Origin of the sequence: Euzebyella saccharophila (assembly GCF_014855495.1) — a bacterium.
GTDB classification, from domain to species: Bacteria; Bacteroidota; Bacteroidia; order Flavobacteriales; family Flavobacteriaceae; genus Euzebyella; species Euzebyella saccharophila.
In genome coordinates, this window is the sequence record NZ_JACYFJ010000001.1 from 587,121 (window position 1) to 601,438 (window position 14,318).

A 14,318-nucleotide genomic window follows, 5' to 3' on the forward strand; every position below is an offset into this window, starting at 1 on the left:
ATCGTAATTGTGGCTTCATTGTTTATCCAAATAATCGATACGCTACTCGCTTTCTTCCATTTCCATAATTAAATTGGCAATAAGGGCTGTCCATCCTGTTTGATGGGAAGCTCCTAAACCTTTGCCGGAATCGCCATCAAAAAATTCATAAAAGAGATGCTCATCCTTAAAATGGGGGTCTTTAGAATAAAGGTGAAGCGGGTCACTGGAGTGATATTGGTATTTTCCTTCTTCATTTCGTTCAAAAAGACGTACCAAGCGCTTGGTTATCTCATTGGCAATTTGGTTCAGGTTCAGTTTTTTACCGGAACCTGTTGGAAATTCATAAACATAGGTAGGACCATAGAAGGTGTAGTATTTTCTAAGGGACTGTACGATCATATAATTGAGGGGCATCCAAATAGGTCCTCTCCAGTTGCTATTGCCCCCAAACATATTGGAGCGACTTTCACCAGACTCATAGGAGATGGTATGATGGCCATGATGGTCAAAAACATAGGGGTTTTCTTTATGGTATTTGGATAGGGACCTAATACCGTAATCAGAGAGGAATTCATTCTCGTCCAAAAGGCGTTTAAGTAAATGCTCCAACCTAAAACCTCGCATAATGGCAAATAGGTAATTGCCGTTTTCGTTCATTTCTTCAATCCGTGATATGAGCGAAGCCAAATCAGGTCTGGTGAGCACAATTTTTGCCACTCTGGCGTTAAATTCCTTGAGGTTTTTAAAAAGGTCTTTATGTATTACCTCCACGGCGAACATAGGAATGATTCCTACTAGCGATCTAACTTTTAAACGGTGCGATGTTCCGCTGGACATTTCTACCACATCATAATAAAAATTATCCGTATCGTCCCAAAGGGAAATGTCCTTTTGCCCAATGTGGTGCATGGCCCAGGCAATATTTAGGAAATGCCTGAAAAATTTTGCTGCAGCTTCTTCATAGGCATCGTTTTCTTCTGCCAGTTCCAAAGACATGCGCAACATATTGATGGTAAACATGGCCATCCAGCTAGTGGCATCTGCCTGCTGCATTCTGGTAATCCCTGGAGGCATATGGTTTCGGTCAAAAACCCCAATGTTGTCCAAACCTAAAAAACCGCCCTCAAACAAATCGGTTCCATGCTTGTCCTTTTGGTTTACCCACCAAGTGAAATTCACCATTAATTTCTGAAAAGCCTTTTCCAAAAATTTAAAGTCGCCCTTACCGTTAAGTTGTTTTTCTTTTTCATAAACCGTCCAAACTGCCCAAGAGTGGACAGGAGGGTTTACATCACTAAAATTCCATTCATATGCAGGAATTTGTCCATTAGGGTGCATATAGCTTTCCCTAAGTACCAATAATAGCTGTTCCTTGGCAAAATAGGGGTCTATTTCCGCAAAGGCTGCGGTATGGAAAGCAAGGTCCCACGCGGCATACCAAGGATATTCCCATTTGTCTGGCATAGAGATAACGTGCCTGTTGGTCAAGTGCTGCCAGCTGAAATTTCTGGGATTTGAGCGAAAAGGTTTTAACTCGCCTGGTCCACCAAAAAGCCATTTAAAAACATCGTAGTAGTAAAACTGTTTGGTCCACAGAAGTCCGGAAAAAGCTCTTTGAGCAATATGCTTATGTGCCACCGGAAGGTGAGACTGCAAGGTTTGATTGTAGAATTCTTGACACTCCCGCTCTCTTTGATCAAAAACATCGTCAAAATCTTCCCAAGGTTTGAGCACCTTCTTTTTTGAAAGTCTCACCTTAATGGATTTTTCTTGACCCGGTCGCAGCCTTAGTTTATGCCAAATGGCAAATTTAGAACCGGTTTTATCCGGGTTCACCGTTTTTCTCTTTCTATTTACTACACGGTCATTAATACCGTCCTTTACAAAGGGCGTTTCGTTTTCTGATCCGTAAATCTTTTTATTGTTGGTTTCGTTTTCACAAAAAAGCTGTTTCCCTCCTTGATGATACAAATAATACCTTCCATTTCTGGTGCTTCTGGATTCAACGCTATTGGAACCAGAGGAGGTAATAGCTGGCCTAGAAAATCTATTGTTGTGCTTCCAAAAATTACGGAACCAAAGGTGTGGTAGGATATGAATATTTGCAGGTTTTTTTCCGCGATTTATCACGGTAATTTTCATGAGGATGTCGTTTACATCTGCCTTCGCATATTCTATATAGCAATCAAAATAAGCATTGTCCTTAAATATGGTTGAATCTAAAAGTTCATATTCAGGTTCTTCCCTACTTCGCTGGTTCTTTTTGATAAGTTCTTCATAGGGAAATTCATTTTGCGGATACTTATACAAAAACTTACAATAGGAATGGGTGGGAGTAGATTCTTGGTGATAATAGAGTTCCTTTACATCCTCTCCGTGGTTTCCCTGATTGTTGGTGAGGCCGTACAAACGTTCTTTTAAAATTGGGTCCTTGCCATTCCAAAAAGCGGGTGCCAAACACAGAATTTCCCGAGAATCACAAAAACCTGCTATTCCTTCCTCTCCCCAGCGGTATGCATTGCTTCGCGCTTTTTCATGGTTGATAAAATCCCAGGCATGCCCGTATTCACTATAATCTTCACGTACGGTGCCCCACTGCCTGTCCGCTAAATAAGGACCCCATTTTTTCCAATTTCTATAGCTGTCAGGTATGGCTAATCGTTGTGCCTCAATGCCCTTTTGAACCATGTAGTGTGCTTAATTTAATTAATATACCAAGGAGCGGTATGATAAATAGTGAATAAGTTACGGTAAAATTAGTTCATAAATTAAAGGACCTCAAAATAGGAGACCTTAAGTCTTTATTAATTATCAAATTCTAAAAACTCTAATTTAAAATTTAAATAATAAGAATTTATAAATAGAGATTTTTGTAAATTTTAAAATCAACAGTTTAATTAGCAAGCAGATACTTCTTAATTCATGAGGTTTTTAACGGTTTAAAGATTAGATATCACATTTGATAAATTTCTTTACAATAAAATCAATATTCCATAACCCCTTGCTTTGCGAACTTTGTAGTTTTACAAAATTTCGAGACCCTAAAACCAAATAACAACTGCTGTTTACCAAAACCTATAATTAGAAATGAAAAATTTTATTTTCCTCTTTTTCGCTTTATTGGCACAACTAACTGTAAATTCTCAAGAACACGACCACGGAATGGGTAATCATAGCCATTACGGACAGACAGATACCATTTTAGACCATAAATTACTTTTTCCCTCAAGAACACCAGATCGTATTATTACCAATTTATCTGTAGACCCTTCAAGTAGCTTTGGGGTCAATTGGAGAACCAATCAGGAAATATCAAAAGGACTGGTTCAAATTGCGAAAGCTACCGATGGCCCTGAGTTTCTTTTAGGCGACATCAAGATTATTACGGCTAAGACCCAAGTTTTTGAAAATCAGAACAGGAGGGAACCGCTTGTAAAAGCCAATTTTCACTCGGCTTTGGTGACAGGTCTGGAGCCCGAAACCGTTTATATATATCGAGTGGGGAGCGGGAATAAAGAAAACGGCTATTGGAGCGAATGGTTCCAGTTTTCCACCGCCAGCGTAAAAGGAGACAGGCCTTTTAGTTTTATCTATTTTGGGGATGCACAGAACAACGTGAAATCACTATGGTCAAGGGTAATCCGTAATTCATACAAACAATATCCAAATGTGGATTTTATGCTCCATGCCGGGGACCTCATTAATGACCGCGATGCGAACATGGAATGGGGGGAGTGGTTTTATGCGGGAGGATTTATTCATGCGACCGTACCTAGTATCATGACTCCCGGTAACCATGAATATAGGGATGGAGAGCTTTCTTCGCTGTGGAGACCACAATTTACACTGCCGGAAAACGGACCAACAGAAGCCTTGAAGGAAACATGTTATGCAGTAGAATATGAAAATATGAAACTTATTTCTATCGATGCCGAAGGTTTTGATGAACATGAAGAGGCTAGATTGTCTCAAGTAAAATGGTTGGACTCTGTTTTAAAGAACAACAAAAAGAAATGGACGGCCATTACCATGCACTATCCTATATTTTCCACTGCTAAGGGCCGAGACAACAAAGAGTTGAGAGAAGCTCTGAAACCCTTGATTGACAAATACGAAGTGGATTTGGTACTACAAGGTCATGACCACACTTATGCTAGGGGTTATGAAAAAAATGAGGGGCAGGGTCTAACGGTGGTTAAAGATGCCGGAACGGTATATGCCGTATCCGTAAGTGGCCCAAAAATGTACGAGTCTCAAGATCAAGATTGGATGGTTCGGCGTGGAGAATATACTCAGTTGTTTCAGATAATTTCCGTTTCCCAAGACACGATTACTTATGGGGCATATACTCCTATGGGCTCGTTATACGATGCCTTTGACCTTATTAAAAAAGATGGTAAAAAGACTTTAATCAATAAGGTGCCCGATAGCAATATCAGATTGCGAAAGGATTTCGTAAAGGAAAAGTAGTTTGGTCTAAATTTCCGTAACTTTCTCAAGGAATACATCGGAATGAAAACTACTAAAATCAACGAAGCCCAGCTATTATTGGACTCACAGTGTACCTTGGGAGAGGGCCCTATTTGGGATGCCAAAACCCAAACTCTTTATTGGGTGGATATTGAAGGAAAACAACTGCATAACTATAATCCTGAAAAGGAAGGTCATCGGTTTTGGGAACTACCTTCCATGGCCGGAGCTGCGGTTTTTAAGGAGGATGGAAATCTTTTATTGGCGTTGGAAGAAGGATTAACAACCTTTGATGTTCTTTCCGGAAACATCACTTCTCATGAGGTATTGAAGAATACCAACCAAAAAATGCGTTATAACGACGGTAAAGTGGGTCCCAACGGCCATTTTTATATCGGAAGTATGCACAAAGAGTTCGATCCGGGAAGTGGAAATTTGTATCGGGTATCTAGTAACTGGGAAACTGATATACAGGTGCCAAACACCACTATTTCCAACGGAATGGCATGGACAAAAGACCAGAAAACCTTTTATTTTAGTGATACGGAGGATTATCGTATGTACCGCTTCGATTTTGATAGGACATCCGGCCAATTGCATAATCGTAGTATTGCCTTTGAAGTTCCGAAGGAAATGGGCGGTGCCGACGGAATGTGCATAGACGAAGAAGACATGCTGTGGATTGCCCATTGGAGAGGAAATTGCATTAGACGATGGAATCCTAAAAATGGTGCCGTTTTGGAAAAAATTGAAGTGGATGCCCCTCAAGTGACTTCCTGCTGTTTTGGTGGAAAAAAATTGGACACCCTTTTTATCACCACGGCCCGAAGTGGCATGACGGAAGAGGAGCTCCATAAATACCCCAAAAGTGGTGGGCTGTTCAAATATCGACCTAAAGTAAAAGGAACACCTACCAACCTATTTAAACCGGAATAATGGCCTACACGGGAATTAAAGGTAAGACAGCAATTGTGACCGGTGCGGGAGAAGGAATTGGTTTTGCCATTTCTAAAGCTTTGGTAGAGCACGGAGCGAACGTAGTTCTCAATGATTTGGATGAGGAGGTCTCTAAAAAAGCCGCTGCGGAGATAAACAACATCGGTCCTGGAAAATGTAGCTCCTTTGCTGGGGATGCGGGAGATGTAAATTTTTTGGACCAACTCATCGACTTTGCCGTTTCCGAATTCGGCAGCATTCATTTTGTGGTGCCCAATGCTGGAATTACCCTTTTTGGCGATTTTTTAGAGTTCACCCCGGAATCTTTTAACAAAGTGGTTCAACTGAATTTACAGGGAGCTTTTTTCCTGGTCCAAAAGGCGGTCAAAAAAATGATTGCCCATAATCATACAGGAAAGGTAGTGCTTATTTCCTCTCAAGTAGGAATTAGGGCCTACCGAAATCTTACCACTTATGCCATGACCAAAGCGGCTCTACGAATGATGGCCGTTAACTTGGCTTATGAATTGGATGCGTATAGAGTGAATATAAACGTGGTAGCTCCCGGTGCTACCCTTACGGAGCGAACCCAACAGGAACAACCCGATTATGAAGGTATTTGGGGACAACTAAATCCTAACGGACGCGTGGGAAAACCTGAGGATATTGCCAACACCTGCCTCTTTCTACTTTCTGAAGAAGCGGATCACATCAACGGGCAAACCATACCTGTGGATGGTGGCTGGACTACGGCAGGAAAATATCCCGAAGATCTAAAATAAAAGGATGGGTCTAAAAAAAGTACACCATATCGCTATTATTTGTTCCGATTATGAGAAATCGAAGGCTTTCTATACGGAGGTACTAGGTTTAGAGATCATTCGGGAAGTGTACCGTAAAGAACGTGAATCTTACAAATTGGATTTAGCGCTCAACGGGGAATATATCCTAGAACTGTTTTCTTTTCCCAGCCCACCAAAAAGACCTTCAAGGCCCGAAGCTAGGGGGGTGCGGCATTTGGCTTTTGAAGTAGAGGATGTTGCACGTGAAAAATCCCGTCTGGAAATTTTGGCCGTGGAGGTGGAAGATATTCGTACGGATGAATTCACGGGCAAGCGATTTACTTTTTTTGCCGATCCCGATGATTTGCCTATTGAGTTGTATGAGGGCTAGTTGTATTCAGGCACTTAAAACATATTTAATATGTGTGCCTATCTATTTTGGAAACACTTTATAAATATCGTTTCGCTTTACGAATCGGGCCAATTCCACGGTTACGCCTTGATGATACATTCCCAACCTATAGTCCCCGATTCTGGCCCTATACGCAAAGGAATATCCTCTCAACTTGGATACGTTGTTTACATCTCCCAAATTCTCAGCTTTCTTAATATCGGATATCAAGGTCTTTATTTTATCCTTGGTATTCCTGTCCTTTATACTCTTGATATCTTTAAGAAAACTCCTTAAATATACAACCTCCATTACTCCAAGGCCTTCATTACCTCCTCTTCGGAAACGGTGTCATCCCTATTTGCCCTTTGCATAAGCAGTAAAAGCCCCAAATCCTCCTTTTCCTTCTCGGACAATGCATTGAACCTTTCCTTCTCCTTATATTCCACATAAAAGGAAACAGCCTTTTCCATCAATGCCTTTACACTAAGGTCTTCAAAAGCGGAAAGGAGCTTCAGTTTAGTTAGAACCGCTTCGTCTATATCAATATTTTTTCTCATGGGTTAAATATACAAAATATATACAATATGCATTTTGTCAATTAGATATAAGAACTTACATACATACAAAACTACAAGTTTTACCGTTACCTTTCTATACTCGCCAAAAAGACCTTCTAAGTCCGAAGCTATGGGTGTGCAAAATTTGGCTTTTGAAGTAGAGGATGTCGAGCAAACGAATTACTTTTTTTGCCGACCCCGATGATTTGCCTATTGAGTTGTATGAAGGGTAGTTCCCTTTTTTGTTACATTTTGACAACTATGGCCTAAATAACCGTTTATCAAAAGAAAACAGTTCAGAGGAAAGCACTTTAACCTTACCGATATCAGCATGTAAAGGGTTGATCAAAAAATTATGATCCCCTTGTACGATGGCCGAAGGTACCTTTAGCGCAAGCTTTTGGCCAGTCTTTATAAATTTATCGCCTTCCACTTGTGTAAATGAAGATGGTGGGTGGGTTTTCCAGTTTTTACCTTGAAGTTTTTTTTCGGGATAGTCAAGAATTAGCTCATCAGGAATTTCTATGGAAGTCAAATAATAATCCTTAGGAACCAGTTTTAAAGTTAAATGTACCGCAACCTCCAAATTGGCCAATGCCCTTGATTGCGAAGTATACACCATTCGTACCCCTTTGCTGTTCCACCGGCCGCCAAATTTTTCAGCACCAATACCCGAAAGATCATTTTTGTATTTCTCCTTTCCCAGCCTATAAACTATCATGCCAACACCCCATGTTCAAGACGGCCCAGCTCATCTTTCACCATGTGAATACCAATGCTGGTATCTAAAAGTTCTTTGGGTTTGATACCGCCGAGGGCAATACTCTCGGAGCCCAACCACTCAAAAAAGTTTTCTTCGCGACCAAAGACCGCTTTACCATAATTAAGCAATTGATAAATGGAAAGTATTCTTTCGCTTTGTTCCTGACGAAAAACCTTGTTTTCTTCTCGGTGCCTTTCCAAGGTCCTAACGGATATATTCAAGAAATCGGCCCACTCCTGCGAACCAAAAGGAGCCATATTTAAAACCTTATTAAAATCACTATAAGGAATGCCCTCCCTAACCATTTTGATGAGCAAATAAGACCGCTTATCATCATTCCAGTCATAAGAGAAATCCCCGTTTTTAGATTCAAATAATTTAAACGCCGTTGCCATAGTAAGCTTTTAAATAAAATTACAACATTTGTCGTAAATATAACGACAAAATTACGTTAAAATTATTTCTCTTTCTGCTACTTTTTAAGGTTCTTAATCTTAATATTCCTGAAGTCTATAGGCTGTCCTTCACTTTGTAAGGCAATCATTCCTTGTGTGAGAGGTGTACCGTCAATTTTATATTTTGGGTCGTACCGGTTGGCTACATCGCCACCTACCCTAGGTTTGGTGTATTCCAACACTTTTTTTCCATTGATGATATGTTGAACTAAAGAGTCTCCATAAACAATTAATTCTGCTTTCACCCATTGGTCCCCATACAAAGTCTCCGAAGTAGAATTTAAACAGTGACCCGGATAGTGTTCCCCTTGAAAATCTATGTCCGTTCCAGGGCTACACATATTTCCGGTAGGGCGTTCCACTCCTTCCTCTATACCGGCTAAAAATTGCATTTCTACAGATATTGGCCAGTCCTGTTCTTTCAGCATGGTTCGTGGGTCCTGTGAATGGTACATAACCCCGCTATTCAATAGGGTATAGGAGGGCGCTCCTGGATGTAATTCGCCCACAAATCGGTATTCCATGGAAAGATGAAAATGGGAGTAGGGCGTATCATAATATAAATGACCGAAACGGTCGTTAAAACCCCCTTCGTATTGATCATAACGTACTTTAATAATTCCGTCTTCCACTCGAAAAGTATCGCCATGATTGTCCCCGGTTTCATAATGGTGGATTTTAGTGGTCCATCCATCCAAATTTTTCCCATTAAAAATATTGACCCACCCATCTTCTGTGGTATTGGATTTTTGAACGCCGCAGGCAATCAAGATTAATGTAAAAAATGATAATAGAATAAGCCCGGATTTGATTTTCATGAATTTGATATTGATGGGTTGCAGGTGCTACACCTTAAAATAGATTTTGTGTTGGTCTAAAAAGTAGGTAATGTACCAAAAGATAAAGAGTACCGCAAGTGAACTCCAAACCATTATGGCAGGTTCGGGCACTCCCAAAGGAGCTAAAAGTCCGTTGACCCATATTTTGCCAAACCCCCTGAACCATTGTGCACCCACGGTTTCGGCAAATAAATAGATAAAAATGGAGTTGGTGCCTACTACAGAAAATATTTTAAGCCATTTGGGTTGATGGTCACGAACGTCAATGGCCCAGTAAAAAAAGGCCAACGTAAGAATGGCAAAACCGCCAGATGCCAAAGTGAAAGAAGTGGTAGCAATTCGTTTTACGATGGGAGTAATTCCTAATATATCCAATGCAAACCCAAACACTAGAATAATGCTGCCCCAAATAACGAACTGTTTTATTTTTTCTTTTTCAGGAAGGTGTTCCAACAACAATTTTCCACAGACCACTCCCCATATGGTATGCGCAGCGGTAGGAATAAAATTGACAAAAACCCAATAGCCATCATTTACTTGGCCCATTACCAATTGATCCACAAAAGACCCGAAACTGTCATGACCTTGGGCATAGGGCGCCCCAGGGTTATAAGCCCTGTAAAGCACTTCCGTAAGTAATAAAAGGCCCATAGAAATACCTATCTGGGTTTTATTGGGCAGTTGCATGATGGCGTAGGCAATTAATATGGTAAAGGCCAATTGTACCAGTACGTTCCAAAGCTCCCAAACCAGTTCGTGGCTGTACACACAATGGAGGAGCACCCCAAAGGCGAACAACAAAAAACAACGTCTAAAGATGTGTTTATTCACACTTTTACGGTCTCCTTTGGCCAATCGTTTTCTTAGGGAAAAAGGCATGGCAACACCCACTATGAACATGAAAAAGGGTTGAATCAGGTCCCAAAACCGGAGTCCGTTCCAAGGGTGATGGTGCAATTGATGGGCGATTCCTTCGAACAATCCGCCCTCTGCCCATTCCGAGAAATAATGGTGAAAACCGGCCGCTTCCGCGATGAGCAAAAACATGGTAAGTCCGCGAAATACATCCAAGGAAAATAAACGTTTGGAGACGTTATCTGCTAATTGAGACATGGTTGGTAGTTATGGGTTGATTCTTCTAAAGTAGCGAAAAAGCATGAGTTAGTTTTATTCAAAACCAGGACTCAAGTCATTTCAAGATATTGAATTTTAAAAAAATTGTTAATTCTTTGTTTCCGTAGGTTGAAAATCTTTATTTACTTAAATCTATATTTGTGAACGCTTAACGCTCAATTTGGCCCCGCTGCTAACGGTTTTAACTTTCATTGCAGCACCAGAAAAATAAACATGAATAGGTCAAAGTAATTTAGGATTTTGAGACACCTCAATCAAATATTTAATCAGCTCAAACTTTCAAAAGAAAATGGTCTTTTTATTACGACTGAAAACGACTGGAAAGGGTTGTTTTCAAATCGTGTAGAAAGACTATTAAATAATGTCATTAAACCAGATGCATTTTTCTCTATTGACAATAAGCCTTTCATTTTATTCTTTGATTCGCCCCAAAATAAAAAGGAAAAACTCAAAGAAATATGGAATTTCAATGAATCACCAATTGTCATTATCACAGAGGGAGATTCATTAGAAATCTATAATGGATTCGAATTCATTACAGAGAAAGATTCGCTGAGATTGTTCGGTAAAACAGAACAACTAAACGATTTTTCTTATTTTGAACTAGTAACAGGTAAGACCTGGGAAAAATATCAAAAAGACTTTAGCTATAGTAATCGAATTGATTACCACCTTTTAAACAATATCAAAGCAGCAAGAGATTTACTAATTGCTGAAGGCTTATCCATTGAACTCACAAATTCATTGCTGGGAAAGGTCATTTTTGTCCGTTATCTAATCGATCGTAAAGTAAAACTAGATTTCGAAAAAGAAGGAACATCTCGTAAATGGACTAATGCTGAATTTTGTGGCCTGTTATCTGACAAGCAAAATGTTAAGGCATTTTTTAAGTATTTAAAAAAGAAATTTAACGGAGACTTATTCCCAATATCTGAGGATGACATTGATTCTATCTCTGCGAGTAGTCTTTCTATAATTGTAAAATTGTTATCAGGAGATGAAGTCGCTTCTGGGCAAATATCATTATTCAACCTTTACGACTTCTCTATTATTCCAGTAGAATTTATCAGTAATGTTTACGAGTTATTCATTGGGCAAGATCAACAGGAAAATCAAGGCGCATATTATACTCCTTTATTCTTAGTTGATTACATCCTCTCCGAAACAGTAGAGAAAAAGTTTAGAGATCAACCAAAATCACATGATTGTAAAGTACTCGACCCCTCTTGTGGATCTGGTATTTTTTTGGTTGAAACATTGCGAAAAATAATAGAGCAATTTCAATTAAATAATCCAACATACTTAAGCAATCCAGATCTATACAAGAAACAACTAAAACAGTTAGCTTCTGACAATATCTTTGGAATTGACAAAGATCAAAGTGCGGTAAATGTTGCTATATTTTCAATTTACCTAATTCTCTTAGATTATCAGGAGCCATCAGATATTGAATCTTTCAAGTTTCCTCTATTGACCAATAGAAACTTTTTTTCCGAAGATTTTTTTAACATAGACGCTGAATTTAATACTCAACTTGAGAAAATTTCTTTTGAATTCATTTTGGGCAATCCTCCTTGGAAAAGAGGAAAAGGAGAAAAAAAACCTCTATTCGATCAGTATATAAACAAAAGAAAGAAACTAGAGAAAGGTAAATACACGAATGAAATAGAGATTAGCAATAGTGAAATAGCACAAGCTTTTATTCTTAGAGTAAGTGATTTTAGCAAAGAGAAAACTAAGGTTGGTTTTATTGCCACGAGCAAAGTCTTATACAATCTCAATGCACATGGCTTTAGAAAATATCTTCTTAATCGGTTTATCATTAACAAAGTCTTTGAACTTGCTCCTGTACGAAAAGAAGTCTTTGACAAATCGAATGATAAAGCTGTAGCTCCTGCTGCTGTATTGTTTTATCAATTCGCTTTTGATAAAACTACGGATGAAAATATTGTAGAACATATCACACTCAAACCAAGTCGATTCTTCTCTCTTTTCAAAGTTTTTACTATTCAACGAGGAGATTATAAAAGAGTAACTCAAAGCAAATTAAAGGAGTTTGACTATCTATGGAAAACACTCGTTTATGGTAATTACTTAGATTTCAATTTGATTAACCGTTTAAATAAATATTTTCCTTCTTTAAATCAAATTTTGTCTAATCAAGAGAAATTTTTAGTTGGTCAAGGTGCTATGATTGGCGGTGGAGATAAGAATGATTCCAGACACTTAATTGGTAAATCTTTCCTTAATACAAAAAAGGATATTAGGCCTTTTTGGATTAATAAAAATCCCGAACTCATTTGGAATTATGAAACCGTACATAGGCCTCGAAATGCCTCTTTGTATGAAGCTCCTTTTTTATTGATTACAGGTGGTACAAACAAATACTTTAAATCTGTATCTGCAATTTCAGAACAAGATGTTGTATTCCGTAGTTCACTTACAGCTATTAAGAGTATTGACAAAAACATTGACATATTAAACTCAATGTGTGCCATATTGAATTCGAGTTTCTATGCATATTTTGGGCTTCAGACTCATAGTTCTTTAGGAATTGAAAGAGAAGAATCTCACGATGAAGAAAAACTTAATATTCCATTTTGCAACACAAAGCGTTTAGCTTCAATTGTTAGTGTACTATCTGCATTAAACAATAGGCATTATTCCTTTCAAAGTCTATTGGAAAATGATTTAGCAGAAGAGATTAAGCTCAAAGAAGAAGTACTTGACAAAGAGGTTATTTCCTCTTTTAATTTCACAGACCAGGAAAAGGATTTACTTGACTACTCGAATCAAATTGTTATTCCAATGTTAATGAAGCATAAAGGATTTGAACAAATCTTCAACCCTCTACCTGAGAGTAGTCCAGAACTTCAAGGTTATATTAAGCTAATTTTGAATAGGTTCAATGATTCATTTAAAAAAAATGAGCAAAAACTAATAGTCGAAATTCATCATACAAATCAACTTATTGGATTGTTTTTTAAACTTATTTTAATTAATGAACAAACTGAGCAGATTAACTATGTTAATACTAACAATAATGAAGTCCTACAAAGACTATCAACTCTTGGAAATGAAAGAATAACAGACCGTTTATTTATACAAAAAGATATTCGAGGATTTGAAAAGGATGGATTTTACATTGTCAAGCCTAATGAGAAAGGACTATGGCATAAGGCAATTGCTCATCTTGATTTAAATGAATTTACTGATGCCATATTAACTGCTGGCAAAAAACATACATTCAATGTTCGGTAGTTTAGATGCATCAAATTTTAGTGGCTCAATTCCATTTTATGATAATGAATTTGAGAAAATCTTATCTAAGATTTCTATCTGTTATCAATTAATGAAAACCGACAAAATAGTTCTTGAAAATGATGAAAATAAAATTCGGGACATTCTTTTACTGAATTACCTAAAGAATGATGAAATCAGAGAAAAAGTTGATTTGCTTGAATGGCATTTTGAGAGAGAAGTACAAGAAGATCATTCTATAGGAAGAACAGATATTAAAGTCATTTCTCCAAATACATTTAAAAAGCAGGAAGCATATTATATCCTTGAATGCAAAAGATTGGATAATACCAATACTACAGGAAACAGTGGGTTGAACGCCAAGTATATTGAAAATGGTATTGATAGGTTTATCACTAAATTTTATTCGTCCTACTACCGAGTGAATGGAATGATTGGTTTCGTTGTGGAAGATATAGAAATTGATAAAAACGTTAAAAAAATAAATACACTTTTGACATCATCATTTTCTACTATTATTACAAAACAAGAAATTACTAAGGATTCTTTCATTGAGGATTTCGATTATCATTATACTTCAATTCATACGGATAGGGATAATGCCGAATTGAAAATACACCATTTGATGTTCGATTTCTGTGAAAATTGTATCTAGACAATTATTGGCGGAAAAAAAAATATGAAAATGGAATCATACTTTATGATTTGAGATAGTGTCGGTCACAAAAGAATTCACATGTAATTT

The 14,318-nt window shown here is 38.1% G+C and carries 13 protein-coding genes; 6 read left to right on the forward strand and 7 right to left on the reverse strand.

Going from position 1 to position 14,318, the window contains the following annotated elements:
- Positions 1 to 42: 42 nt before the first annotated feature.
- Positions 43 to 2,670: an MGH1-like glycoside hydrolase domain-containing protein gene (locus IL355_RS02385; RefSeq protein ID WP_192460601.1), complete on the reverse strand. Its 2,628-nt coding sequence runs from the start codon at positions 2,668 to 2,670 to the stop codon at positions 43 to 45.
- Positions 2,671 to 3,069: 399 nt separating this feature from the next.
- On the opposite strand from IL355_RS02385, the gene IL355_RS02390 reads away from it, so the two are divergent.
- From IL355_RS02390 to gloA2, 4 genes are read left to right on the forward strand one after another with little or no spacing between them, the layout of a single operon-like run.
- Positions 3,070 to 4,452 carry a purple acid phosphatase family protein gene (locus tag IL355_RS02390; RefSeq protein ID WP_192460602.1) on the forward strand — a complete coding sequence of 461 codons (1,383 nt, stop codon included), beginning with the start codon at positions 3,070 to 3,072 and terminating at the stop codon, positions 4,450 to 4,452.
- 42 nt (positions 4,453 to 4,494) lie between these two features.
- Positions 4,495 to 5,388: an SMP-30/gluconolactonase/LRE family protein gene (locus IL355_RS02395; protein WP_192460603.1), complete on the forward strand. Its 894-nt coding sequence runs from the start codon at positions 4,495 to 4,497 to the stop codon at positions 5,386 to 5,388.
- On the forward strand, positions 5,388 to 6,170 hold the full coding sequence (locus IL355_RS02400) for an SDR family NAD(P)-dependent oxidoreductase (RefSeq protein ID WP_192460604.1): 783 nt from the start codon (positions 5,388 to 5,390) through the stop codon (positions 6,168 to 6,170). The genes IL355_RS02395 and IL355_RS02400 overlap by 1 nt, the downstream gene beginning before the upstream one ends.
- A gap of 4 nt (positions 6,171 to 6,174) precedes the next feature.
- A complete protein-coding gene (gloA2, locus tag IL355_RS02405) occupies positions 6,175 to 6,561 on the forward strand; it encodes an SMU1112c/YaeR family gloxylase I-like metalloprotein (RefSeq protein ID WP_192460605.1) in 387 nt (128 codons plus the stop codon).
- Positions 6,562 to 6,603: 42 nt separating this feature from the next.
- Here the strand turns inward: gloA2 and IL355_RS02410 are convergent, their stop codons facing one another.
- From IL355_RS02410 to IL355_RS02435, 6 genes are all read right to left on the reverse strand, one after another.
- Positions 6,604 to 6,873, reverse strand: a complete 270-nt coding sequence (locus tag IL355_RS02410; protein WP_192460606.1) for a type II toxin-antitoxin system RelE family toxin — start codon at positions 6,871 to 6,873, stop codon at positions 6,604 to 6,606.
- Positions 6,873 to 7,121 (reverse strand): hypothetical protein, encoded by a 249-nt coding sequence (locus IL355_RS02415; RefSeq protein ID WP_192460607.1) that lies wholly within the window; start codon positions 7,119 to 7,121, stop codon positions 6,873 to 6,875. The genes IL355_RS02410 and IL355_RS02415 overlap by 1 nt, the downstream gene beginning before the upstream one ends.
- Positions 7,122 to 7,380: 259 nt before the next feature.
- A complete protein-coding gene (locus IL355_RS02420; RefSeq protein ID WP_192460608.1) occupies positions 7,381 to 7,842 on the reverse strand; it encodes an RES family NAD+ phosphorylase in 462 nt (153 codons plus the stop codon).
- The gene (gene parS, locus IL355_RS02425; RefSeq protein ID WP_192460609.1) at positions 7,839 to 8,279 is read right to left on the reverse strand and encodes a type II RES/Xre toxin-antitoxin system antitoxin; all 441 of its coding nucleotides are present in this window, start codon (positions 8,277 to 8,279) and stop codon (positions 7,839 to 7,841) included. Before parS ends, IL355_RS02420 begins: the two co-directional genes overlap by 4 nt.
- 77 nt (positions 8,280 to 8,356) lie before the next feature.
- Positions 8,357 to 9,157: a 3-keto-disaccharide hydrolase gene (locus IL355_RS02430; RefSeq protein ID WP_192460610.1), complete on the reverse strand. Its 801-nt coding sequence runs from the start codon at positions 9,155 to 9,157 to the stop codon at positions 8,357 to 8,359.
- Between the two features lie 27 nt (positions 9,158 to 9,184).
- Entirely contained in the window at positions 9,185 to 10,291 is a 1,107-nt protein-coding gene (locus IL355_RS02435) for an acyltransferase family protein (RefSeq protein WP_192460611.1), read from the reverse strand.
- A 261-nt stretch (positions 10,292 to 10,552) separates the two neighbouring features.
- Between IL355_RS02435 and IL355_RS02440 the strand changes: the two genes are divergently transcribed.
- Both IL355_RS02440 and IL355_RS02445 read left to right on the forward strand, forming a co-directional pair.
- Positions 10,553 to 13,573, forward strand: coding sequence for an Eco57I restriction-modification methylase domain-containing protein (locus tag IL355_RS02440; RefSeq protein ID WP_192460612.1), 3,021 nt, complete (start codon positions 10,553 to 10,555; stop codon positions 13,571 to 13,573).
- Entirely contained in the window at positions 13,563 to 14,228 is a 666-nt protein-coding gene (locus IL355_RS02445) for a hypothetical protein (protein ID WP_192460613.1), read from the forward strand. The genes IL355_RS02440 and IL355_RS02445 overlap by 11 nt, the downstream gene beginning before the upstream one ends.
- The last annotated feature ends 90 nt before the right edge of the window (positions 14,229 to 14,318 follow it).

What these genes read in the sequence shown, in the direction of transcription:
- IL355_RS02385 (WP_192460601.1), bottom strand. Translation starts at nt 2,670, where the DNA reads ATGGTTCAAAAGGGCATTGAGGCACAACGATTAGCCATACCTGACAGC.
- IL355_RS02390 (WP_192460602.1), top strand. Translation starts at nt 3,070, where the DNA reads ATGAAAAATTTTATTTTCCTCTTTTTCGCTTTATTGGCACAACTAACT.
- IL355_RS02395 (WP_192460603.1), top strand. Translation starts at nt 4,495, where the DNA reads ATGAAAACTACTAAAATCAACGAAGCCCAGCTATTATTGGACTCACAG.
- IL355_RS02400 (WP_192460604.1), top strand. Translation starts at nt 5,388, where the DNA reads ATGGCCTACACGGGAATTAAAGGTAAGACAGCAATTGTGACCGGTGCG.
- gloA2 (WP_192460605.1), top strand. Translation starts at nt 6,175, where the DNA reads ATGGGTCTAAAAAAAGTACACCATATCGCTATTATTTGTTCCGATTAT.
- IL355_RS02410 (WP_192460606.1), bottom strand. Translation starts at nt 6,873, where the DNA reads ATGGAGGTTGTATATTTAAGGAGTTTTCTTAAAGATATCAAGAGTATA.
- IL355_RS02415 (WP_192460607.1), bottom strand. Translation starts at nt 7,121, where the DNA reads ATGAGAAAAAATATTGATATAGACGAAGCGGTTCTAACTAAACTGAAG.
- IL355_RS02420 (WP_192460608.1), bottom strand. Translation starts at nt 7,842, where the DNA reads ATGATAGTTTATAGGCTGGGAAAGGAGAAATACAAAAATGATCTTTCG.
- parS (WP_192460609.1), bottom strand. Translation starts at nt 8,279, where the DNA reads ATGGCAACGGCGTTTAAATTATTTGAATCTAAAAACGGGGATTTCTCT.
- IL355_RS02430 (WP_192460610.1), bottom strand. Translation starts at nt 9,157, where the DNA reads ATGAAAATCAAATCCGGGCTTATTCTATTATCATTTTTTACATTAATC.
- IL355_RS02435 (WP_192460611.1), bottom strand. Translation starts at nt 10,291, where the DNA reads ATGTCTCAATTAGCAGATAACGTCTCCAAACGTTTATTTTCCTTGGAT.
- IL355_RS02445 (WP_192460613.1), top strand. Translation starts at nt 13,563, where the DNA reads ATGTTCGGTAGTTTAGATGCATCAAATTTTAGTGGCTCAATTCCATTT.